The following is a 22,488-nucleotide window of genomic DNA, read 5'->3' on the forward strand; positions in this document are numbered from 1 at the left end:
GCGGCAAAACAATTTTTTGTTTTGACATGGCTGAGCCGAGCTAAACGCGCTCAGAATGAGCGCCAATTTAGCAACTTTTGCGTAAGGCGAGTGCCGCGGCAAAAGTGAGCAAGGCGAGAAAGCGTAAAAAACTTGTTTTTGCGTTTTCAATAACTAACGACTATAGACTAATGACCAATGACTTTTTATTTAGTTCTTCTGTTGTTTGTGTTTACATCGGTAATTAAGCGGGACGTGTTGTCCCGAAATTTTTTGAATATACATTATAACTTGGGAAAGGAAGAGAACAATGGGTAAACAAGGAAGGAATCTAGAGGAGTACAAACATGAAATTTCCTTTACTGCTTTTAGTAGCCGCATCGTTCTCTTTTGCCCAGTGGGGCGGCGGTGGCGGAAAATCGCTAAACGACTATAAAAAAGAATCGGTGTCGGGGAGAGATATCCACGTGTATGCGCCGAGCAATCTTGCACCCAAGAGCCCATTGCTCATTTCGTGCCATGGCATGGACCAAGACCCCAATTACCAGCAGTCCAATACGCATTGGGAAGCGGTTGCCGATACGGCGGGATTTGTCGTCGTGTATCCTAGAGGTGGGACAGGGATGAGTACCTGGGATATTAGCGGTGACAAGGATACAAAATGGGTGGTGCAAATTATCGAACAGATGGTCAAGGAATATGACATTGACCAAAAGCGTGTTTACCTTTCGGGATTCTCAATGGGGGGCATGTTCACTTACCATGCAATGAGCAAGATTGCAGATAAAATAGCGGCGTTTGCGCCAACATCTGGTACAAATGTGATGGGTGCGTCAAAGGCGATGCGTCCTGTGCCTATCATTCACCCGCATGGAACAAGTGACGATGTCTTGAATTACAGCCAGGTTGAAGGCTTTATCAAGAATTACCGTGATCAGTTCCATTGCCCGTCTCAGGCCGAAGTTCAAAATAATTACCCCAATAGTGAAAACAGGGCGACGATGTATACTTGGGGCCCTTGCGATGAAGGCGTTTATATTAAACACCTTAAGCTTGAAGGCCGTGGCCATAGCCCTTCCAAGGCCGATGTTTCTGACATCTGGAATTTCGTGAAACAGTATTCTTTGGATGGTGCCTCGATTACGCCGTCGATTGAAGTTCCTACAAACAGGGATTCCGTGTTTAACGGCTCTTTCTCGGATTCGCTTAAGCTTGCTGGCTGGATTTTGCAGCAACATAGCGGCGAAGGATCCTTGAAGTTGACTGAAGGCAAGGCCGAAATCAACGTGACCAAGACGGGTACGAATGCTTATGATGTACAAATGATTCAGAATGGCGTGCATTACGAAAAAGGTAAAAGTTACAAGGTGACTTTTGATGCCTATGCATCTGCGGTGAGAACGCTTGAAGTGAATATCGAAAAGGATACCAATCCGTGGACGAGTTATTTGGGCGATGCCAAAACATTTGATCTCGGTACCGAGAAAAAGAACTTTGAAATTGTGTTCACGATGAATGAGGCTACGGATGAAAATGGTCGTGTTTCCTTTAATGCAGGGCTTGCTACGGGCAGCGTGTTCATTGACAACGTTGTGCTTAGCAAAGTTGATGGCACGATTGGTATTGCAAACGATGTCCGCGTGCTCTCTGGCGAAAGAACGCTTGATGTCTACAATATGAAGGGTGGCTTTGTATGTCGGCTGAAGGGAACCCGTTTGGGCGATGTCCAGTCGAAATTGAATTCGATGAAGCTTGAAAAGGGCTTGTATGTTGTAAAGAAAGGCTCTTTCAACAAGATTTTCTCTGTGAAATAGCAGAAACCGGTTAAAACGTATTATGTGAAGTCCATGGCAATTTTGTTGTCATGGATTTTTTTTGTCCCATTTATTACATTTTGTAACATGAATTTTTGCAAGAATATTTCTCGCCTGTTTTGTGCTTTGATCGTGGCGATGGCTGCGTGCATGCTTTCTGGTTGCTATAGCTTTACTGCGAGTACGCTCCCAAGCCATATCAAGACGGTTAACATCCATGAGGTTGATGATAAAACTCTAGATCCGGTGCTTGCCAATAACATTCATACCGCAGTTGTTGATATGTTCAAGCGTAATGCTGGCGGTGTGCGCCTCGTCAATGATAATGCCAATGCCGATTTTGAAATAACTCTGTTAAGCTATTCGAACAAGCCCGAAAACTACAACAGCAATAGTGATGTCGAAACGTACCGCGTCACGATTCGTGTTGAAGTTAAGTTTTACGATAACGTAAAAGAAAGAATCATCTACGAGAGCAAGTCCCTTTCGGCAGATGGTGTTTATGACGTCCAAGCGAACGAGACCGAAGACCGCCATGGTCAGACGCGTGCCGTTGAAAAGCTCCAGGACTTGATTGTCTCGAACGCCCTTGCCAAGTGGTAATAAAAAAAGCGACTCGGCAATATCGTAGGAATACGCATCTTGCCGAGTCTGGGGTTGGTTTGGAGTATTACAAATATGCTTAATTTTGTCGCTTTTGTTAAGCCCTGCTTTGAATAATACCCCCAAAAAGTTGCGAATAATCACATTTGCTATAGAAAATCTTGTAGCGTAACGGGCTTTTCGTTGAGCAGAGCTTCGGTGAGTGTGCTGCCCTTGTAGGTGAGCTTTAGCGAAAAGAACGGTTCGCCGCGTTCCAGGAGGGCTAGGAATATCAGGTCGCCGTCCCAATGGGGGAGTTCCTTCACTTTTTGCTTGTCCACCCATTCCAGTACGCCTTCGTCGCACTCCTTGATGGAGCCTGTAAATTCGGTTGCGGTAAAGAGGTGCATGAATTCGGTCTGGTCCATGCCGTCGCTGATGAACGTGACTATGCCGCGGTACTTGGGGCGGATGAGTGTGAGCCCTGTTTCTTCGAGTGCTTCGCGGTGGATGCAATCTTCGGGCGATTCCCATTCTTCGAACTTTCCGCCAATGCCGATCCACTTGTCCTTGTTGATGTCGTTTTTCTTTTTGATGCGGTGGAGCAGCAGATACTTGCCGTCTTGTTCGATATAGCATAGGGTTGTATTGATCATGTACAGAAATATAGAATTGTTTGCATTTAAGCACATTTTTTGAGGCTTTTTGCAGAAATGTTGGCAAATTCCGCAATATAAATGTATAATTATCGTATGATTTACGAAACTTTTGGCTGGTACTATGCAGAATTGGGTTAAAGAAATCGTCGTAGATTCAAAATTTGAAAATGTTAGAACTTTGACTGATTTTGTTGAAAGCTCCTTGGAGCCGCTGAATCCGTCGCCTAAGGCTATCATGCAAATTGGCGTAGCCATTGATGAACTGTTCAGTAACGTTGTTCGCTATTCTGGTTCGTCGAATATGAAACTTATCCTGAATGTCAATGAAGATGTGCTGACTGCAAAGCTGACCTTTATTGACGAGGGGGTGGAATACGATCCGCTGAAGAAAACGGATCCGGACGTTTCGCTCTCGGCGGAAGACCGTGAAATTGGCGGGCTCGGAATATTCCTCGTGAAGAAAATCATGGATGGCGTTGAGTACAAACGTGATGGTCAGAAGAATGTTTTAACTGTTGTTAAAAAACTGGGTTAATTTATTACAGATTTTATAAATACAAAGAGAGGCTGATAATGAAAATCGAAAAAAATGTGGATGGTTCCAATACCTCTTTCGCTTTGGAAGGGCGCTTGGATACGATGACGGCTCCTTTGCTCGAAGCTGAAATTCAGGGCAAATTGGATGGTGTCTCGGACCTGGAATTTGACTTTGCCAAGCTGACGTATATTTCTTCGGCAGGTTTGCGCGTGTTGCTTTCCGCCCAGAAGATTATGAATAAGCAGGGCAAGATGACCATCAAGAATGTCTGCGATGAAATCAAGGAAATTTTTGAGGTGACGGGATTCTCGGACATTCTGACTGTCGTGTAGTTTGGTTAAGAATTTGTATAGATGAAAAAACGGCACCTGCGCGGTGCCGTTTTTGTATAATGTATTCTTTAAAAGTTACTTCTGACTCAGGATTGCGCGGAGTTCGTCAGCGGCTTTCTGAAGATCATCGTTCACGATGGTGTATTCGTACTTGCCCTTCGTCTTTGCAAATTCGATTTCTTTCTTCGCGTTTGCAAGGCGGAGTTGGATGACTTCTTCGCTATCGGTGCCACGGCCACGGAGGCGGCGTTCGAGTTCTTCGTCGCTTGGCGGCAAAATGAAAATGCCTGTTGCGTCAGGGTAGACCTTGTCGAAGTTCACCTTGCCGAAAACGTCAAGGTCAAACAGCACGCGGTTTCCTTCGGCGAGAGTCTTCTCGACAAAGCTCTTGGGCGTTCCGTAGTAGTTCCCGTGAACCAGGTTGTATTCGACTAGGGCGTCGTCCTTGATCATCTGCTCGAATTCTTCCTTGGTCTTGAAGAAGTAGTGGACTCCGTCGATTTCGCCTTCGCGCGGTTTGCGCGTTGTAGCCGAAATGGAATACTTGATGTCCGGGAAATCCTTGATGACAAGATCCTTGAGGGTGGTCTTGCCTGCGCCACTGGCGGCACTCATAACGAAAAGCTTGTTTTTCATTTTTTAGTCAATGGTCAATAGTTGTTAGTCAATAGCCATTAGCTTTAACTAGGCTCTATATGCGCCAAATATAACTAATAACCAATGACTAACAACTCGCTCGTCTATTTCTTGTCTTCGATGTACAGCGGACGCTGCTTGACTTCGTCGTAGATTCGGCCGATGTATTCGCCGAGAATGCCGATGGTCAAAAGCTGCACGCCTGCGAAGAACACGATGGCGGTCATGAGCGATGCCCAGCCCGGAACCGTTGTTGCAGGGGAGAGGAACTTTTCGAGAATCGACCAGACGAGAAGCACAAAGCCAACGATGGTTGCAATGAAGCCCATGTAGAAGCTGAGCTTGAGCGGAGCCGAGCTGAAACCCGTGATGCCGTCGAACGCGAGGCGAAGCATCTTCTTGAGCGGATACTTCGAAGTGCCTGCGGTGCGTTCGGCGCGGTCGTACTTGACGCCAATCTTCTTGAAGCCGACCCAGCATACGAGCCCGCGCAAGAAGCGGCTGCGTTCCGGGAGGTTCTTGAGCTGGTCCACCACGCAGCGGTCCATGAGTCTGAAGTCGCCCGTGTCAGGCGGAATGTCGATACTCGTGAGCTTGCCAATCAAGCGGTAGAAGCAAAATGCCGTAAAGCGCTTGAAGAGTGTCTCGCCTTTGCGCTTGTTGCGCTGGGCGTAAACGACTTGATAGCCTTCGCGCCATTTTTCAAGCATTTCGTGAATCAGGCTTGGCGGGTCTTGCAAGTCACCGTCAATGATTACCACGGCATCGCCAATGCAATGGTCGAGGCCTGCGCTAAATGCAGCCTGGTGGCCGAAGTTGCGGCTGAAGTTGATAATCTTGTTGTTCGGGTTCCCAGGGAGGAGACCTTCCACGATTTCTCGGGTGCGGTCCTTGGAACCGTCGTTTACGAAAATGAGTTCGTGTTCGATATCCTTGAGCTCTTCCTCCAAGACGCGGTAGGTTTCGGCAACGATCTCTTCTTCATTAAAAACAGGTATAATTACGGATAAAAGCATAGTGCAATTATAGCAATTTTATGATAAAGTTTTTAGAAGTTGGTCATTAGTCATTAGCTAAATAATCGCGGCTTTGCCGCCATACGTAAAACTAATGACTTGTGACTATTGACTAAGGTATAAATACCGGGTTAATGATGTCTACGTGGCTGCAATTGATGCCCTCTTTGGGGAAGGATCTAATCGTGAGCTTTTGGACTCCTGCAATATTTGCCTCGACTTTGTGCAATTCGCCATTCCTAAAGAATGGTGTCTTTGCAAGTGACTTGCCATCACCGAGAACTTCAACACCAACGCCTTCGCTGCAGAGCGATTCGTCATCGAGGCCGACCGAGAATTTGACCGTTGCAAATTTCTTGGCGACGTCAAAAATCGTTGTGGAAGAGGCGTGCGTACCAATACCGTTTATAAAGCTTTGACCGTTCACACTGAGCTTGTTTCCTTCAATGCTTTCGTTCCTGTGCAGATTACCCCATTCCTGCTTGTGGTTTTCGATGGGGTAGTCCGTGAGAGCAATCGCTCCATTTGCAGCTTCGAAATAGAATTTTGAGACATCGGCAAGTTTGCTCTTTGTTGAGAGGTCCTGTATGACAAAACGTACCTGGTTGAAGCCAGGCTGCAAAAGTGCAAGGTTCACTTCTTTGTCATAAGAGCCGAACTTGTAATCGCCTTGTTCGATTATTTTGTCGTTGATTAGGAGTGCGAACTTCCATTTGGCAGCGGCCTGTCCCTGTTCCTTGAGCTCGTAATGAACTTTGAGCATGGCGGGCTTTGTGGCGATAGAATCGGCGGGAGCGACTTCCAATTCGTTTATGGAGATAATTTTTTCGGGGTTGTAGTTCTTACGTCCGTTGAATTTTGCAATCTGGACCCAGTAGTTGTTCGTAATCAAGATGTTCTTGACGCCTGTTAAGTCCATCTCACGTTCGAATACGTCGCAGGTCGTGGCGATGCGGTGTTCCACAGCTTTTCTGTGGTAAGTGTGGCTGTCCCAGCAGTCCAAGCCGCGAATGTAATAGACTTCGCCTTTGTACTTCTCGATTAATTCCTTCATCTCGCTGTTCGTCATTCTGCGAGCGTTGTCGTAATGAATGGACGACATGCCGTAACCCACGAAGTGCCAGGGACGACCGTAAATAAAGAATCGGTCCGCTTGCGGCTGTTCCTTGAGCCAACCGAGAATTTCGTGCTCTTCGATGGTCAAGTGGTTGCGGTTGTACATGATATTATCGTTGAAGTTCTTCTTGTAATGGATTGTCCAGCCGGTGAAAAGCAAGGCGGCAATGAGCATGCCGACAAAGGCTGTCTTGCTGTTCAGCTTGCCGCCGGTAGGCGTTGCGAAGTACTGGATCATGTGGGTGACCGGGAGGGCCGCCACAAAAGCCATGGTCGGCAACATCACAAGGCTATAGCGCTGGTTGATTTCGATGCTGAAGTCGCCAGAGACGTTTTCGAGAATCACATACGTTTGCAGGTGGTAGAGAAGCAAAAAAGCGAGAATCTTGAGGTAAGTAAAGTTCCTCTTTCTTGCGCCGTTAATCGCGCGGAAGGTAAGATAGATGCCGCCAATGGCAAAGAGATAGTTGAAGTAACTCAGGAACGGATTCGTGAGATTGCCATTCTTATCGAGCTTTGTGGTCATCACTTCCCAGTTCTTGGCGAGATCTTCGAAGAAGTGTCCGTGGGCTTCAAATTCGCCTCCCTGGAAGCCGAATCCTTGGAAGTAGCTAATTGTAAGGAGTGCCGGTATGGAGAAAAGCGAAAGCGTCACAAAGAAGACAGGTGCTTTATAATCTTTCTTGTTGAGAAGTTTCGGGAGCGCAAAAAGGACGAATGCGAAGATGCAGAAGATTGTTTCTTGGCGGGTCTGGGCGAAGAAGGCCAGAATGAGGGCGAGGAGAGTCCAGTGCCAAACGGTGTTTCTGTCATAAGCCCACTTGAATACGAACAGTGCAAGAGCCGAGAGGAATATATAGAGCGGTTCAACGGACATGGCGCGGAACTGGAAAAGTACCGTCGGTTGGAGTGCCATGAGTAGCGAGGCGAGGAAGGCAAGGAGGGGTTGTTTGGTCCAGGCGACAATCGCAAGGAACATGAGGAGGAACGCAAGCGGCAGCATCAGGAGTTCTGCGGTGAAAATCCAGTGGAGGTCGCTACCAAATAGCGGCATGCCGAGGTAGTAAAGGAAAGAGAGCCCTTTAGTTTTAAAGCTGTTGGATGTGGATTTGCAGCTCAGTGAGCCGTTGTCGAATTCGCCCTGGTTGCAGGTGCCAGATTCGTGGTTGTAGTACATGTTCTGGGCAACAGCCATGAAGACGCTTTCGTCACTTTGGACGCGGTGGCGGGCTTCTATTTGCGTGCCTGCGAAAATGGAAATGGCGACAGCAAATACGAGAGTCATGATGCTCACGGACTTTGCGGGGAGGATTCCCTTGAGCCATTCTCTAAAATCCTTATTCAAAAAACAGAAAATAACGATTCCAAGAATGAACTGTACCCCAAAAAGCGGGAGCGGCCAGTTCAAATCCATCTGTCGGATGGTTTCCCTGTGCTTGATGTTCGGGGCGAGGTAAATAAGGAAGGGTATGGCTATAGCAACGAGTGTGCCGAAAATGCCTGCGGGGTGAGCTAAGTTCTTGAATAGTCTCAAGATAGCGTCTTTGATATTCATTGGGTTCCTTCTCGATAACACGTAAAAGCGCTCCAGGAATTGCTTCTTTTGGGGCGTTTGTGGATTATTTTAGGTTATTGCGAAAATATAACTTTTTATTGCTTTGGGCTTTTCATTTGACAATATACCTTGAGAGTTTCGCAAGAAAAAACTAAATTTGCCGCGTAAAAACAAAACTCTAAAGGGGTTAGACCGTGCAAGATTCATTAGTTACAAAAGCAGCTGACAACGTCCGTATCCTTTCTGCCGCGATGGTGCAGAAGGCCAAGTCCGGACATCCGGGTGGAGCCATGGGCGCCGCAGACGCCATCACGCTTTTGTTTGCTGAATTCTTGCGTTACGATCCGGACGATGCCAACTGGATGGCTCGCGACCGCTTCTTCATGGACCCGGGCCACATGAGCCCGCTCCTCTACTCCGAACTCGTCCTCACGAACCGCCTCACGCTCGAAGACGTGAAGAACTTCCGCCAGCTTGGCAGCCGCACTCCGGGCCATCCGGAAGTCGACGTTGCCCTCGGTATTGAAAACTCCTCGGGCCCGCTCGGTATCGGTCACGGCATTGCTCTCGGTGGTGCTATCGCCGAACGCTTCATGGTCGAACGCTTTGGCTCCATCCTCGAACACAAGACCGTCTGCCTCGTTTCTGACGGCGGTCTCGAAGAAGAAATCGCATACGGCGTGGGCCGCATTGCTGGTCACCTCAAGCTTTCGAACCTCATTTTCTTCTACGATGCAAACCAGGTCCAGCTCAGCTGCAAGACTGAAGACGTGATGGACCACGACTTCGTTGGTCAGTACGAATCCTGGGGCTTTCGCGTGATTGAATGCGACGGTTCCAACATTGCAGAACTCCGCAAGGCTTTCAAGGCCGCTTGGGCAGAAACCGAAAAGCCGGTTCTCGTCTACGGTCACACTACGATGGCTAAGGGCGCTATCGCCGAAGACGGCAAGAGCTACGAAGGCGCTGTCTCTACGCACGGTCAGCCGCTTAATGCTGCAGGTGCTTCTACCTCTGCTACGGTCAAGAATCTCGGTGGCAATCCGGACGATCCGTTCCAGGTCTTTGACGATGTGAAGGCTGGCTTTGAAGCCCGCGCTAACGAACTCCGCAAGCAGGTCGCCGAATGGAAGAAGGCTAAGGCTGCTTGGGACAAGGCTAACGCCGAAAAGTCCGCAACCCTCAATGAATGGCTCTCGGGCAAGGGTCTCAAGATCGACCTCTCCAAGCTCAACATCAAGGAAGGTGTTGCAACTCGCGTCACTAGCGGTACGGTTCTTGGCTACCTCGCCGAAAATTATCACAACATCATCTGCAGCTCTGCAGACCTTTCGAACTCCGACAACACGCAGGCATTCCTCGACAAGACGGGCATCTTCCGTGCTAACGACTTCAAGGGTGCATTTGTCCAGGTTGGCGTTGCAGAACTCACGATGGGTGCTATTGCAAATGGTATCGCTCTCCACGGCGGTCTCTATCCGATTTGCGCAACGTTCTTTGTCTTCAGTGACTTCATGAAGCCGGCAATCCGTATGGCTGCTCTCATGGGCCTCCCGGTCAAGTACGTGTTCACGCACGACAGCTTCCGCGTGGGCGAAGACGGCCCGACGCACCAGCCGATTGAACACGAAACGCAGATTCGTTTGCTCGAAAGCCTCACGAAGGCTAGCGGCAAGGCCGAAATGCTCGTGCTCCGCCCGGCAGACGCTTACGAAACTCTCGCCGCATGGGAAATGGCTTTCGAAAACAACGACAGCCCGACGGCTCTCATCCTCACTCGTCAGGTCGTGAACACGCTTCCGGGTGAAAACCGCTACGAAGCTGCCAAGGCTTGCCGTAAGGGCGCTTACATTGTCAGCGACAACACTGCCGCAGGCAAGAAGCCGGATCTTACTTTGGTTGCAAACGGCAGTGACGTTCTCCTCGAACACCAGGCTGCTGAACTCCTCCGCGACGAAGGCAAGTCTGTGCGCGTAGTTTCCATGATCAGCCCGGCTCTCTTCCTCAAGCAGCCGAAATCCTACCGCGATAGCATCATCGCTCCGTGGACTCCGGTGTTTGCAAAGTCCAGTGGTCTTCCGCTCTTGTTCGCCCAGGTCGTGGGTGGCTTCGGTAAGGTCTCCGGTCTCGAACGCTTCGGTGCTTCTGCTCCGGCAGGCGTCCTCGAAAAGGAATTCGGTTATGTTCCGGAAGCTGTTGCTGCAGCCGCTAAGGAATACCTCGCTGAATACGCCAAGAACGTCGAAGACTTCAAGAAAGCTAACGCTTAAAAAATCGGGGCCGCAAGGCCCCTTTTTCTTTTGTAATTTTATTGTGATTTTGCGCACTTTCCCCTTAAAAAGTGCTATATTCAAAGCATGATTTGCCCGTTTTGCAAGAATGATAACGACAAGGTTGTCGATAGTCGCGTGAGTGGCTCTTCGATTCGTCGTCGTCGTGAATGTTGTGCTTGTGGCCGTCGCTTTACGACCCGTGAATATATCGAAGTCCAGCCGTTGACCGTTATCAAGCGCAGTGGCGAACGCGAACCTTTCCAGCGTGAAAAATTGCAACGTGGCATTATGAACTCCTGCAAAAAACGCCCGGTGTCCATGGACGATATCGAACAGCTTGTGACGCGCGTGGAAAATTCGTTGCAGATGTCGGAAGGCTTTGAAGTGAGCTACGACCAGATTGGCAACCTTGTGATGCAGGAATTAAAAAAGCTTGACGCTGTGGCGTATGTGCGTTTCGCCTCCATCTACCGCGAATTCAAGGAAGTGGGCGAGTTCGTCGACCAGATCAAGACTCTTGATAAGTAGAGCGGCGCAGAGCGCCTTTGAGGTTTGGGCTCGCTACGCTTTGGGGTATGAGCGATATTATTTCTGCAATAAAAAGCTATCTTTGAATTAAATCTTATACCTCAGAGGGAGCCGGAGGCGACCGTGCTCATACCTCATAGCTGCAGTTTCTTATGAATTATAAATACTCCGATCTTTTAAAGTCTGCATTATCCAAGCGCGCTCCGTTATTTGATGTAACGGATGCTTTGCGCATTGTGAATGGCGCTGCCGACGGTTTCCCGGGACTTACGATAGACAAGTTCGGCGACCGTTACCAGATGCAGTTTTTTGGACCGGAGCTTTTGACGAGCAAAACTGAAATTGTCGAGGCTTTGGCCTCCCTTTTCAATCCCGTTTGCGTAGTCTCTAAGGAACGCCTTTCGAGCTCTGGAAAATCGCTTGAGAACGCTCCGATGGATGTCGTGATTGGCACGCGTGAAGATGCTGTGGGAACAGTTCGCGAGGGCAATGCCAATTTTCATGTGGACTTGCTCGATACAATCAATCCGGGACTTTTCCTCGACATGCGTCACGTGCGCCTCGAAGTCGAAGAACGTTTCCGCGCTATGTCCGGCGCATCTCCGGCGAATTTCGAAGCCTCGGCGCATCTCGCTGACTTGGCGAATCTCGAAAATTCCGCGCAAACCGGCCTCCGTTTTTTGAACCTATTCAGCTATACGTGCAGTTTCTCCGTACACGCCCGTCTAGGCGGTGCTGCGGTCGCTACAAATGCCGATATCAGCGGCAAGATTCTCGACAAAGGCCGTGAAAATTACGCCTTAAACGGCCTTGATTTGCGCCCAGGAGAGTTCTTCCGCGGTAACGCTATCGAATACGTGCATTGGGCCCAAAAGAAGGGCTTACGTTTTGATGGTATTGTACTTGATCCGCCGAGCTTTGCTCGTTTCAAGGGCTTTAACTTTAACGTGCGCGAACACTTGATGCCGCTCGTTGCCGACTGCGCGACGCTTTTAAATCCCGGCGGATTTTTCATGGTGAGTTCCAACTACAGCGAATTCAACCTGTCCGCATTTGCCCGCGATGTGCTTGCCGCCGTTTCTTCCGTGCACCCGAATGCAAAAACGTCTTGGAAAAAATCCCAAGACGTAGACTTTGTCGGTAGCGGTTCTACGAAAGATTCTTGCTTAGTCGCGACTCTTGTAGAGGTGTAGGAGCCTGCGCGATTCTTGACAGCGCTAGTCTTCGCCGCCGTCCATTTCGATTTTGAGCTCTTTGAGCTTGCGCCAAAGTGTGGCACGGCTGATGCCGAGCTTCTTGCAGACTTCAGTCTTGTTGCCTTTGCAAATGCTGAGCGCATGCAAGATGTGTCTGCGTTCCATCTCGTCGAGCGAAAGAATTTCTTCTTCTTCGGGCGCAGGATTATGTGTGATGAACTTCGTCGGGTTGTGCGTCAAAAGTCCTGCTCTATCCGTCTTGCCCGAGATCGGTTCAAAATGAATCGGCTTTCCGAGAGGATTCTCGACAGACTTTTCATTCTCTTCCGCATCTTCGGCGTTGTCGAAAACAGGCTCGCTAGCGCTTTCTTTAAGACTAGCAGCATCCTTGATATGCGGAATCGCAACAGTCTTTTCGCGGGCTTCCACTTGCACGTATTCGGGCAAGTCTTCGAGCTTGATGATTCCACCTTCCGAAAGCACAATCGCATGCTCCATGATGTTTTCGAGCTCGCGGATGTTGCCGGGGTAGGGGTACTTTGTCAAAGCGTAAAGAGCCGCGGGTTCAATGTCATGGATTTCCTTGCCTTGCGCTTCCTTGTTCTTTAAGATAAAGTAACGGATTAAGTTCGGAATGACGGGCTTCCTGTCGCGGAGCGGCGGGAGCTGCAAGTGGAACGTGTTTAAACGGTAATAAAGGTCTTCGCGGAAACGACCTTCGTGCATCGCTTGTTGCAAATTGCGGTTGGTAGCTGCAATAATGCGAATGTCCAAGTAACGGGCTTCAGTTTCGCCCACGCGACGAATCTCGTGGCTTTGCAGAAAACGTAAAAGCTTGACTTGTGTTGCCAGAGAAAGCTCACCGACTTCATCGAGGAACAGCGTACCGCCATTGGCGGATTCGAACAAGCCCTTCTTGTCGGCGGTAGAACCTGTATACGATCCCTTCTTGCTTCCGAAGAGTTCACTTTCCACGAGGTTCTCGGGAATGGCTCCGCAGTTGACTGGCACAAACGGTTCGTTCGCGCGTTTGCTGTAGCGGTGGACGACGTTTGCCAAAAATTCCTTGCCCGAACCGGACTCGCCGGTTATAAGCAAGGTACTGTTGGTCGGTGCGACCTTATAAACTGTTTTTAGAATTTTGCGCATCTCGGGCGTGTCGCCGAGAAGGCTGTCCAACACCTGGGATTCCATGAGCTGCGTGTTGGACTTGTTTTGTTGCTGAGCCTGGATCTTGCTTGTCGTGCTCTCAAGGAGCGATAGCGTGACCGGCTTCTTCAAGAAGCTGCTTGCTCCACGAGTAATGGCGCTAGCGGCCCCCTGCCAGTTGCGGTCATCGCACAGCACGAAGATTTCAATACCAGGCTGGCGTTCCTTCAAATAGCTGATCAAATCCATATTGTCGAGCATCAAAAAAGGAACCTCGATAAACGCAAGGTCTATCGACGTCTTCTTAATTAGCGGCATCAGAGTCTTATCGTCGGAGCAGACCAGTAGGTTCGTTCCGGCTACAGACCAGTTCCGCTGTAGCTCCTCGACAAATTTCCGATCAAAATCAGCGATCAGGATATTCATCATTTATGCTATTACGAATGTGCCTTGATAATCTCGTCAACTTTGTTGCGGAGCTGCTGGAGATCCAGCGGCTTGCTGAAAATTGCGGCTACATCGAAGTGCTGAGCCGTTGCAAGATAGTCTTCAGCAGACGTACGTCCACCACCGCTAATCGCGATCGTGCGGTCGCTCATGCCCATACGGCGAAGGTCAAGGACAACTTCAAATCCGTCACCTTCCGGCATGATGATGTCGGTGATGATTACATCGTACGTGTTCTTCTGATAAAGAGTCTTTGCTTTCTTACCGTTGCTAGCAGTATCGACAGTATAACCTTTCAATTCCAGAGCAGACTTCAACATGAGGTTGAGCTGAGCGTCATCGTCAATGATGAGTATTGTAGACATTAAGCCTCCATTTTCTCGTTTCTTATAGACCAATATAGATTAAAAATAGTTCCTTCGCCCAAGGTTGTTTGTACTGTGTAGCCCGCATTGCCTTCTTTTAGCAGTCTAAGTGCCGAAGAAAGGCCCAATCCGAGGCCTTCACCCGGTGCCTTGGTCGTAAAGAACGGTGAAAAGATGCGTTCGAGGGTCGCCGTGTCCATGCCGGTGCCTGTATCTTCGACGGTAATCTTGGCATAGGTGCCCGCATCGATCTGCGGGGCGTACGGCGTAATGAGCGGTTCCGGGAGCACTTCGCGCTTGAGGGCGATGGTGAGGGTTCCGCCGTTTTCTTTCATGGCAAAGATGGCGTTGTTCGCAAGGTTACTGATAATGCGGTCGAGTGCCGAGACGTTTCCGACAATGCGGATGTTCTTGTCGAGGTTGTCTGCCTTGACCTTTACGTTCGGCGGGAGCGTAATCCAGAGCTTCTTTACCACGTCGTCGATAATCATGTACGGCGCAAATTCCGTGAGCTTGTCCTTTTCGGAGGTCTTGCCGCGGATGGTGTTCAAAAGCTCTTCGAGGGATTCCTTGCCGCGTGTGGCTGCCTTGCGTGCTTCCTGGATGAACATGTAGGCCTGGTTATCTTTGTCGAGCACTTCAAGCGCCAGATCGCAGAACCCAATCTGAGAGCCAAGGATGTTGTTGTAGTCGTGTGCAAAGCCACCGCAGATGGTGCCCAGTTCTTCGAGCCTCGAGTGGATGTGCTTTTGTTCTTGCAACATGTCGCGTTCTTTTTCGAGACGCATTTCCTTGGTAATATCGATCTTGATGCCGATAATCTTGTACGGCTTGCGCGGGGCCATAATGGGGATGAACATGTTGTTGAAAATCATGATATCCTTGGCGATCCCTTTACGGACGGCCATGTTGTAGTCGTCCTGCTTCAAAATCTCGATATCGTCTTCTTCTTCGTTATTCTCGTTGAAAGTCTTCTTAATTCGTTCGTAAGAAATGAAACTTTGCGGTTCGCCTTCGTTACGAGCTAAAAGTTCTTGAGGCAAAATCTTGCTGTCCGGTTCAGAGGTCTGCAACAGGTTTCCGCGACTCTTGATATCGGTCTGGTTCTGCGTCATGAACACGCCCTGTTCGTTCTTGGACCAAAAGCGGAATGGGAGTGTACTGATAAGCGTATCCAGGAAGTATTTACTTTCATCGACCTTCTTTTTCCAGATGTTCAATCGTTCCTGGTAGCGGATCTGGTCAAGCTGGTATTCCTTGAACTGCTCGTCGCGGGTCTTGATAATCTGCTGGTAATGCAGCGTGTTCGAAACATCGCTAAAGAAAGCTACGTTGTAGTTTGTTGTCAATGATTGACGAATCTGGAAAATGGAAACGTTGAAAATATGGTCTTCGTTGTCAATCTTGATTCTTATTTTGTTGTAAGTCGCTTCACGTGTAGGGTCTTGAATCTGCGGAAATACTGACGTGATTTTCTTGTCGTGGAGTGCTTCTTGTGTGGTGTGCAAAATTCCAAGAGCTGCCGGGTTGGCAAGCTGGATTTCGCCTTTATAATTGTAGTATAAAAGACCATCCACCATTTTGTCTTTTAGCTTGTCCAAAAACCAGGATGCACTTTTGTTCTTGAATGAGACCGAAGTGAAATATTGCCCGGAAAGGATGGCCAAAAAGACCGAGATGAACTGAGACCATTTTAAGAACTGGTCATAACCGTTAAATTTCGTGGATATGGGAATGATAAAATCAAAAAGGACGGCTAACGCGACAAAGAACGTGAACGAGGCCAACATGTATATGCTAACCTGGTGGGGGAGTGTTGTATCGCTTGCCTGCACTATGTTGCGAATTATGTCATATGAAGTGACAATGATGTTTGGCAGTACAAATAAGGCCAAAAGAAGGCTGTAAAAATTAAATATGGGCCTTTCTGCAAAAGGTCTGTAGCCAAAGAAATCTAGGCTTGGGATATAGCTTGGATCATTGATAAAGAAGTAGGTCGAAATAAGAACCGCTAAAGCTCCGAAAATGTTCATGAGCTTCCAGCCGTTCTTGCGCTTCATCTTGAGACTGATTTCTGCGGTATGGTGTATGGCGTTCCCGAGCTGGATCCAGCCAAGGGCTGCCGCGCAGAATATGAGTTGCCTTGCCGTATAGGCTTTGGTCCCTGCAATAAAGTTATCGCCACTAAAGAAAATGTCGCCAATCAAGTTGCTCGCTTGCCAGAATATGCTGATGATGACCAGCTGGTGTATGGGGCGAGGGAGCTGCTTGACGGACGTCTTTTGACCAAGCATGATGGGAAAATAGCATACGATGATCAACGCTACTACAGTAAGCGTTATAACGTAGGGCGAGTTTGTAAATAGACTCTCGTGCATATTTTCCCAGCTTCTTGACCTTTTTTACTTGGTTCTCTTGATACCGAAAGTCTTTTTCTGCTCGAAGGAGTTCTTTGTAGAGAAGTTCTTGATAACCTTCGGGTTGCCCTTGACTTCGGAGTTGTTCATGTTAGGTGTAAATTTAGTTTCGATTTCGGCCTTGTAAATATATGCACCTGTGCCAACTGCTCTATCATCCTTGCTTCTGATGCCCGATGGAGCCTTATTTGCCCATTCAATGACGAATTCCACCTGGTTGTTGGGCGTGAGATAAAGCTTCGGGTCTACGTTGAAGGACTTGTTGAAGCGGTTGACAAAGCTTCCGAGGTTAGAATAGATCGGAATGCGGAACTTGACGTTCAGGTTGCTCCATGCGCATTCGGTGCTTAAGGAGGCGCCGCGAGGTACGGTGAGCTTCACGTCAAAGATGGCACCACCGATATCGGTAGAATCGATACCTGTCAAGGTCACCTTGCCGTCCTGAATCAAGTCATACTTGTTGCTAGACGGATTCTTGACGTAGAGTCGCATGGTTTCCTTGACATCAACCTTGGTGCGGTTGTTCGAGTTCAAGTCGGAGACGATGTCGCGCAATTTCACGTCGAACTTGATCTTCGGTGCGCCATTGCCGTTGACCAAAACCCAAGGAACATCAAATTCCGGATAGTTGCCATTAGCATCCTTGAAGGCGCTTGTCATCATGGAGCCCATTCTCACAAAATCGCCTTCCATGACAGTTCCCGAAAGATCGTTCATGAAGAGGATGGACAAGCCCGTATTGTTTTGGGCAAAGTTCCAGAGCGAGAATGCGCTGCTGAATACGTTGGACTGTTTTTCGGCGCGCTTGTGTCTGTAGAACTGCTGCGTCGAATCTGCTAAGACGAGAGGTTCACTTGCTGTAATGGAGAGAATGTCTGCCGTAGCGGTTTGGCTAATGACCGCAGAAACAAAGACCGGTCCAACCTTATCTTCGGCGAGAACGGAGTTCGTTTCGGTGGCAGCACCTGTTCCGAGATATTGCGTGACCTGACCTGCGTGGACAAGCTGCTTGCCGCCTGGGAGGGCGCCTTCAAAGTTACCGGCCGTATTGCCGAACTGGAACGGCTTTTCAAGGTCGATAGAGAGGTTTTCGCCGTTAAACACGAACAGGCTCTTATCGACGGTGAGCGTTTCGGGCTTTGCCGTACCGAAGATGATTTCCAGGTATTCCGGTGTATGCTTTGCATCAAGAGGTTTCTGGAAAGAGACGTTGACATGGCTTGCATAACCGTTTTGGAGCTTGTCTGTGATGACGGCGTATGTCATCGGAATCGGCAAGATCTTCAGGAGAATTTCAACCTTTTCCGGTGTACAGAGGCCTGCGACGCCATTGCCGTTCAAGTCGGTGATGGTGCCTGCCGGGTCGAGCTGACCCCACATGCCTGCAGTTACTAGGGATCCTGCACTTGCATCGATTTCGAAGTCCCAGATGTTCTTTGCGTCATTATAGAGCTTGGCAGAAAGGACTGTCGGCGTTGCTGCCTTGGTCACCTGGTCGGCCGCATAGAGAACGAGCGGGAAGTTTGTACCTGGTGCAGAAATCGGTTCGCTGAATTGCAGATAGAGGTGGTCCGGTGCGGTCGGTTCAGATTCAAGGCGTTCAAGAACCGTTGCCGAGAGAAGTGCCGGAGCGATTCCGTCTGCATACGAGTCGTCGACCGTTTTGACGTTACCCTGAATGTCGCTTGTGAGAGTGATTTTTCCGGTAGCGTTCGTCACGATTTCCTGTGGAACGTTGATTTCAACAATAAGCGACTTGCCGTTCAGCGATTTAACCTTGTTGGCGGTGATGGTCTCGCTTCCGTATGTGAACGTAATCGAGGTGAAGTGCTGGTTTTCCGCATATTCAGAGGAAAGCGTAATGTCCATGGCGTCAGGAATGTGGTCGCAGTTCAAGTCTACAATCTTTGCGAAGTCGATAATCGGCCATGGCGGAAGCTCTTCAATGGTAAGCGTTGCTGTTGCCGGCGTGTAAGAATAGTCCTTGGTGTTGGAATGCGTTGCCGATATGGTTGTCGTTACGGCGACCTTGGAGCTCACATAGAATGTGGCCTCGCCATCGTAAAGCGTTATGGTTGTGACCGGAATCGTTGCCGTAGGATCCGTGTAGAAGAGAACGTTCGGATCTTCGCTGACGAGTTCTACGTTCAGGTTCTTTTCGCTCTTGAGAAGTTCGAGGGCGCTGTCGAGGAGCGATACGTGCACTTCGACAAACTTGTCCTTGTAGCCGACGATATTACCGCTGTTAAAGACGAGATAGCGTTTTTCGAGCGGCTTCGTGATACTGTCGATTTCAACATTGCTACGGACAACAGCGCAGGCGCAGTCGTACTTGTTTTCTTCCTTCTGGTTGGCGTTTCTGTTGTGCCAGCTGACCCATTCCATGTAGTTGTTGCCGTAGGCAAGCGTTGTGTCTGGGGTTGTACCGAAATAGATTTCTGTTTTGCTGGTCGGGCTGATATAGTCGAACTTGTAAGGATCGCTATTCATTTCAACGGCATCGAGAAAACCTGTGGGAGTGACCTTACTTGTTGCGGCATAGACGGTTTTAGGGTCAACTCTTTCGGTGGAGTATCTCGGGCTTACGAACGGTTCCGTGAAGGATATTTCAACATTGCGTTTGACCTGAGGTCCCTTTTCTGGCGTGTAGTCCGGGCCATAGCCGTAGATGTGCTTGCCGTGGTAATGGACGGTAATATAGGGGTCTCGGGTAAAGGCAACCACTTTTTCGCCTTTAGAGTTGTGTTCAAGGAACGTTGTTTCAGAACCCTTGAAGTAAGGAGCTTGGGTCAAGTCGATTCCTTCGAAATATTCAGGATCAGTATTTTCGGTGTGTGCGCGAAGAGACCAGGAATTATCGATGTCCTTGAATGTCACTGTCTTTACATTAGGATCGTAGTTGTGGAAAATAATTTGGATAATCAACTGTCCAGAAACTTCTACAGTGCCCTTGACGTTAATGGGTAAATAGTAGCCTCCAAAACCGTCATCCTGTGCTGTGCCAAACATTACACTGATCGGTTTGCCCATTTGACCGTCGCCACCGAAGTTCTGATGGGCGTTTCCGAGGGCAGAAAGGTTTTGATCCTTGAGATACATGCGGATTTCGAAGTCTTCGAATGGTACGGTGTCGTTGTTTGCAAGCGACAAGATAAAGGCGTGGCAATCTTGCCATTGGCTACAGGCTGCTTCTCCACCGTAAGAACTCGGTTTCAAAGAAATATCGAGATCAGCGTAGGTGGCGTGGGTTTCTGTGGTAAATGAGTATTCTTCAGAAGTCTTTGCGCCCGAGGAAACGGTAAAGTAATAGGTCGTACCGGCTTCTAGTCCTGTGAGCTCGGCTTCGTGGAAAAGGACTGCGCTGCCACTTGCATTTTGGGTTTCAGTGTAGGCTCCCTTGGCCTTTCCGTAGTTGACGACTCCATTCAGACGGTCGGTGCTCCACCAGTAAATCTTTGCACTGCGGTGGTCTACCTGGCAAATCGTAACTCCCTTGATTTCAGTCAGTTTGGGAGTCATGGTAAAGGAGTACCAATAACCATGGTTGTCATCCGTGGTTAGATTTCTCTTGGTATCCACACCTTCGAGGAAGAAGTAGTATGTCTGGCCAGGAACGAGATTTGTAAGTGTTATAGCACCGCCCTTGGATGCCTTTTCCTGTTGCACGGATTTTGCCGTATTGGGGTTTGTGGTCACATCGTAGAATACGGTTACAAGTGCAACTTCATTTGCATCCCAGCTTATAATCGCTTCGGTATCCGAAATCGGGGTTCCTACGATGTTGCTGAAAATCGGACCTTCGTTATCGGGCGGGAGTGTTTCTGCAAGGCTCTGTGCCGGGAAGAGGAACTGTGCCGAGAAGTCGATGCATGTTTCTGTCGAGGTGTACTTGCTCCAGTCTTCAATAAGAGTTTTTTCCGGATCGCGACCACCCATGAGGGCGCCCTTCGGGCAGCGATACTGGTAAGGCATACCACCGGTATTGAGGCCATCGGGGTTTGCAGAACGGTTGTGCGGGTGTTGCGGGTTCTTGTCGCCTGCGCCCATCAAAAGTGAAATATCCCACGGGTTTGCGCCAAGGGCGTAATACATGTTGTCCAAAGCGACCCTCAGGTAGCGTTCGTCCTTCGTGAGTTCATACATCAAGAAGATGGAAACGGCCGTACCCAGGTTGTAACGGATGACACCCCAGTCAAAGCTCGTCCATACAAGGTTGTAGGGTGTGATGACCTTGAGGTCTGTTGGCCCTTCATGAGCTTCGCTTTTTTCGTTGGATTCTACACCCGGGTTGACGAGAACAGTAGAGTCACCCTGATTTGTGGCGTCATTCAGAATTTTGCGGAATGTGGCCATCGTACGCATAGAGAGCGAGTCTCGTTCGATTTCAGTAAGGCCGAATTCTGCTGCTGTTTCTGTGCTCTTCAAAATCAAGTTCTGGAAAGCGAACAGCACATAGGTGTGAATGTTCTGGTAGTCTGTTGCCCAGCCGCCAGGAGAAAAGCCGCTTTCGTTGCCGAGGAATCCTGCTTTGAAGTAGTCCAGGTTGAATCTAGAGTTGGTGGGGTTGTTGAAAATGTTGGTATTCTTGTAAAGGTCGTAACGGTAGGTCGTGTCCTTTGTGGCGTACCACAAGGCGAGTGCAGCTGCCGCACCGTCGTCATAACGCGGACCGCCACCAGTGTAGAATCCCGGGAAGTCCGTTGTCTTTCCCATTTCGTTTCCGTTGCCGTAGTCAAAGAGCGGCATCATCACGTTTTTGTAGATGTCCTTTGCGGCTTCGATGAGCGTATCTGAATAGGCCGGGTCATAAACGCGATAGCCGGCTGCGACGTTTGCAAGGGCTGCAACGAACATGCCCGAAGTATTGGCTCCAATGCCTGTGAGCACAACGCGGTCCGGACCACCCTTTGCTTCGGTCTGTGAATCTTGGCGTTCCGGCAAGTCCCAGAACGAGTGGTCCTTTTCGTCAACGCCTACGGAATGGTACATGTCATTTTTGGCAATCAATCCATCTTCTTTGGAGGCCTTGTAAAGCTTGAGTATGTAATCGGCACCGATTTTTGCTTCATAGAGAATATCCGGGATACCGTCTGTAAAGACCGTGTCCGCATAGGAATGACCATAGCGGTCTTCGGCCTTGTTGGGGTAGGTGAGGTAGACCATCGAAAGCACGTAGGCCGTGTAGCCGAGCGTTTCGGAAACTTTGAAATGGTCACCGCAGTCATGCCATCCGCCCGTCAAGTCATGTCCGACTTTGGAGCCGTCTTTCAAGTGGCAGGGCTTGTGGAAGTGCGAATCTGTGTTACCGCAGCGTTGAATCCCGAAGAACTGCAAGGAGTTCTCAAGGATGGCGTTGAAAATAGAAGGGTGCACATGGAATGTGGCCGAAGTATCGTTTCCGACAACAAGGAAGTATTCACCTGTAGTCGAAAGTGTTGTAAAGTCTGCGCGATACAGGTCTTCTTTTTCTGTGCTGATAGAATCCTGCTTGCCGAACTCATAGACGCTTTCCATTGAGTTGAACGCTCCGTTAATCCAGATGTTAGGCTTTGTAGCGCCTTTCTTGATGAGCGAGAGGTTTCCGCCACCAGGAACTTCTTTACCGCTATTGGCGTCAATGACCTTGAACGTCATTTCCTTCGGATTGGCAACGTAGGCGTACTTGTAGTCCTGTGGCCTGAACCCGCTTTGGTTCAGGCGGATTGGGCGTCTGTTATAGACGTTCAATGAGTCCAGGTAACGACGGTTACAGTTTGTACACGTCCTGTCGATATTAGGGAGTTCCCCTGCAATAGAATAGTCCATGCAGAGTAAGGCCAGTAAAGAAATTGCGCTAAGTAGTTTTTTCATACTTCTAATTTATCTTGTTCAAAAAAATAAAGAAGC

The 22,488-nt window shown here is 49.0% G+C and carries 15 protein-coding genes; 7 read left to right on the top strand and 8 right to left on the bottom strand.

Annotated features, from left to right (window positions below; genetic code table 11):
- Window positions 1-326: 326 nt before the first annotated feature.
- Window positions 327-1,793, top strand: a complete 1,467-nt coding sequence (locus CRN95_RS07005; RefSeq protein ID WP_097020475.1) for a carbohydrate binding domain-containing protein — start codon at window positions 327-329, stop codon at window positions 1,791-1,793.
- Between the two features lie 87 nt (window positions 1,794-1,880).
- Entirely contained in the window at window positions 1,881-2,396 is a 516-nt protein-coding gene (locus CRN95_RS07010) for an LptE family protein (RefSeq protein WP_097020761.1), read from the top strand.
- Window positions 2,397-2,545: 149 nt separating this feature from the next.
- Here CRN95_RS07010 and CRN95_RS07015 read toward each other — a convergent pair whose 3' ends face one another.
- The gene (locus tag CRN95_RS07015) at window positions 2,546-3,031 is read right to left on the bottom strand and encodes an 8-oxo-dGTP diphosphatase (protein ID WP_085492312.1); all 486 of its coding nucleotides are present in this window, start codon (window positions 3,029-3,031) and stop codon (window positions 2,546-2,548) included.
- Between the two features lie 124 nt (window positions 3,032-3,155).
- Here CRN95_RS07015 and CRN95_RS07020 point away from each other — a divergent pair, with 124 nt between their 5' ends.
- Both CRN95_RS07020 and CRN95_RS07025 read left to right on the top strand, forming a co-directional pair.
- A complete protein-coding gene (locus CRN95_RS07020; RefSeq protein ID WP_073442878.1) occupies window positions 3,156-3,569 on the top strand; it encodes an ATP-binding protein in 414 nt (137 codons plus the stop codon).
- 38 nt (window positions 3,570-3,607) lie between these two features.
- Window positions 3,608-3,904: an STAS domain-containing protein gene (locus CRN95_RS07025; RefSeq protein ID WP_088629313.1), complete on the top strand. Its 297-nt coding sequence runs from the start codon at window positions 3,608-3,610 to the stop codon at window positions 3,902-3,904.
- 75 nt (window positions 3,905-3,979) lie between these two features.
- Here the strand turns inward: CRN95_RS07025 and gmk are convergent, their stop codons facing one another.
- The 3 genes from gmk to CRN95_RS07040 form a co-directional block, all read right to left on the bottom strand.
- Window positions 3,980-4,540 (bottom strand): guanylate kinase, encoded by a 561-nt coding sequence (gene gmk / locus CRN95_RS07030; protein ID WP_012820245.1) that lies wholly within the window; start codon window positions 4,538-4,540, stop codon window positions 3,980-3,982.
- Between the two features lie 104 nt (window positions 4,541-4,644).
- Window positions 4,645-5,556, bottom strand: coding sequence for a glycosyltransferase family 2 protein (locus tag CRN95_RS07035; RefSeq protein ID WP_088629312.1), 912 nt, complete (start codon window positions 5,554-5,556; stop codon window positions 4,645-4,647).
- Between the two features lie 112 nt (window positions 5,557-5,668).
- Window positions 5,669-8,227, bottom strand: a complete 2,559-nt coding sequence (locus CRN95_RS07040; RefSeq protein ID WP_097020476.1) for an NPCBM/NEW2 domain-containing protein — start codon at window positions 8,225-8,227, stop codon at window positions 5,669-5,671.
- Window positions 8,228-8,421: 194 nt separating this feature from the next.
- Here CRN95_RS07040 and CRN95_RS07045 point away from each other — a divergent pair, with 194 nt between their 5' ends.
- From CRN95_RS07045 to CRN95_RS07055, 3 genes are all read left to right on the top strand, one after another.
- Window positions 8,422-10,497: a transketolase gene (locus CRN95_RS07045; protein WP_097020477.1), complete on the top strand. Its 2,076-nt coding sequence runs from the start codon at window positions 8,422-8,424 to the stop codon at window positions 10,495-10,497.
- A gap of 87 nt (window positions 10,498-10,584) precedes the next feature.
- The gene (gene nrdR / locus CRN95_RS07050) at window positions 10,585-11,028 is read left to right on the top strand and encodes a transcriptional regulator NrdR (protein WP_012820241.1); all 444 of its coding nucleotides are present in this window, start codon (window positions 10,585-10,587) and stop codon (window positions 11,026-11,028) included.
- 152 nt (window positions 11,029-11,180) lie between these two features.
- Window positions 11,181-12,221 carry a class I SAM-dependent rRNA methyltransferase gene (locus CRN95_RS07055; RefSeq protein WP_097020478.1) on the top strand — a complete coding sequence of 347 codons (1,041 nt, stop codon included), beginning with the start codon at window positions 11,181-11,183 and terminating at the stop codon, window positions 12,219-12,221.
- Window positions 12,222-12,245: 24 nt separating this feature from the next.
- On the opposite strand, the gene CRN95_RS07060 is transcribed toward CRN95_RS07055, so the two are convergent.
- The 4 genes from CRN95_RS07060 to CRN95_RS07075 form a co-directional block, all read right to left on the bottom strand.
- The gene (locus CRN95_RS07060; protein ID WP_097020479.1) at window positions 12,246-13,802 is read right to left on the bottom strand and encodes a sigma-54 dependent transcriptional regulator; all 1,557 of its coding nucleotides are present in this window, start codon (window positions 13,800-13,802) and stop codon (window positions 12,246-12,248) included.
- 8 nt (window positions 13,803-13,810) lie between these two features.
- Complete coding sequence (locus CRN95_RS07065) at window positions 13,811-14,185, bottom strand: response regulator (protein WP_012820238.1); 375 nt, start codon at window positions 14,183-14,185, stop codon at window positions 13,811-13,813.
- Window positions 14,185-16,479 (bottom strand): ATP-binding protein, encoded by a 2,295-nt coding sequence (locus tag CRN95_RS07070; RefSeq protein WP_159462291.1) that lies wholly within the window; start codon window positions 16,477-16,479, stop codon window positions 14,185-14,187. The genes CRN95_RS07065 and CRN95_RS07070 overlap by 1 nt, the downstream gene beginning before the upstream one ends.
- A 108-nt stretch (window positions 16,480-16,587) precedes the next feature.
- Window positions 16,588-22,452, bottom strand: coding sequence for a glycoside hydrolase family 9 protein (locus CRN95_RS07075; protein WP_097020481.1), 5,865 nt, complete (start codon window positions 22,450-22,452; stop codon window positions 16,588-16,590).
- Window positions 22,453-22,488: the final 36 nt, after the last annotated feature.

The sequence above is a fragment of the Fibrobacter sp. UWB16 genome (genome assembly GCF_900215325.1).
Lineage (GTDB): Bacteria > Fibrobacterota > Fibrobacteria > Fibrobacterales > Fibrobacteraceae > Fibrobacter.

Bases quoted from the DNA above. Each gene is read 5' to 3' on its own strand.
- gmk (WP_012820245.1), bottom strand. From the start codon at position 4,540: ATGAAAAACAAGCTTTTCGTTATGAGTGCCGCCAGTGGCGCAGGCAAG.
- CRN95_RS07035 (WP_088629312.1), bottom strand. From the start codon at position 5,556: ATGCTTTTATCCGTAATTATACCTGTTTTTAATGAAGAAGAGATCGTT.
- CRN95_RS07060 (WP_097020479.1), bottom strand. From the start codon at position 13,802: ATGATGAATATCCTGATCGCTGATTTTGATCGGAAATTTGTCGAGGAG.
- CRN95_RS07020 (WP_073442878.1), top strand. From the start codon at position 3,156: ATGCAGAATTGGGTTAAAGAAATCGTCGTAGATTCAAAATTTGAAAAT.
- CRN95_RS07075 (WP_097020481.1), bottom strand. From the start codon at position 22,452: ATGAAAAAACTACTTAGCGCAATTTCTTTACTGGCCTTACTCTGCATG.
- nrdR (WP_012820241.1), top strand. From the start codon at position 10,585: ATGATTTGCCCGTTTTGCAAGAATGATAACGACAAGGTTGTCGATAGT.
- CRN95_RS07015 (WP_085492312.1), bottom strand. From the start codon at position 3,031: ATGATCAATACAACCCTATGCTATATCGAACAAGACGGCAAGTATCTG.
- CRN95_RS07055 (WP_097020478.1), top strand. From the start codon at position 11,181: ATGAATTATAAATACTCCGATCTTTTAAAGTCTGCATTATCCAAGCGC.
- CRN95_RS07040 (WP_097020476.1), bottom strand. From the start codon at position 8,227: ATGAATATCAAAGACGCTATCTTGAGACTATTCAAGAACTTAGCTCAC.
- CRN95_RS07005 (WP_097020475.1), top strand. From the start codon at position 327: ATGAAATTTCCTTTACTGCTTTTAGTAGCCGCATCGTTCTCTTTTGCC.
- CRN95_RS07070 (WP_159462291.1), bottom strand. From the start codon at position 16,479: ATGCTTGGTCAAAAGACGTCCGTCAAGCAGCTCCCTCGCCCCATACAC.
- CRN95_RS07025 (WP_088629313.1), top strand. From the start codon at position 3,608: ATGAAAATCGAAAAAAATGTGGATGGTTCCAATACCTCTTTCGCTTTG.
- CRN95_RS07065 (WP_012820238.1), bottom strand. From the start codon at position 14,185: ATGTCTACAATACTCATCATTGACGATGACGCTCAGCTCAACCTCATG.
- CRN95_RS07010 (WP_097020761.1), top strand. From the start codon at position 1,881: ATGAATTTTTGCAAGAATATTTCTCGCCTGTTTTGTGCTTTGATCGTG.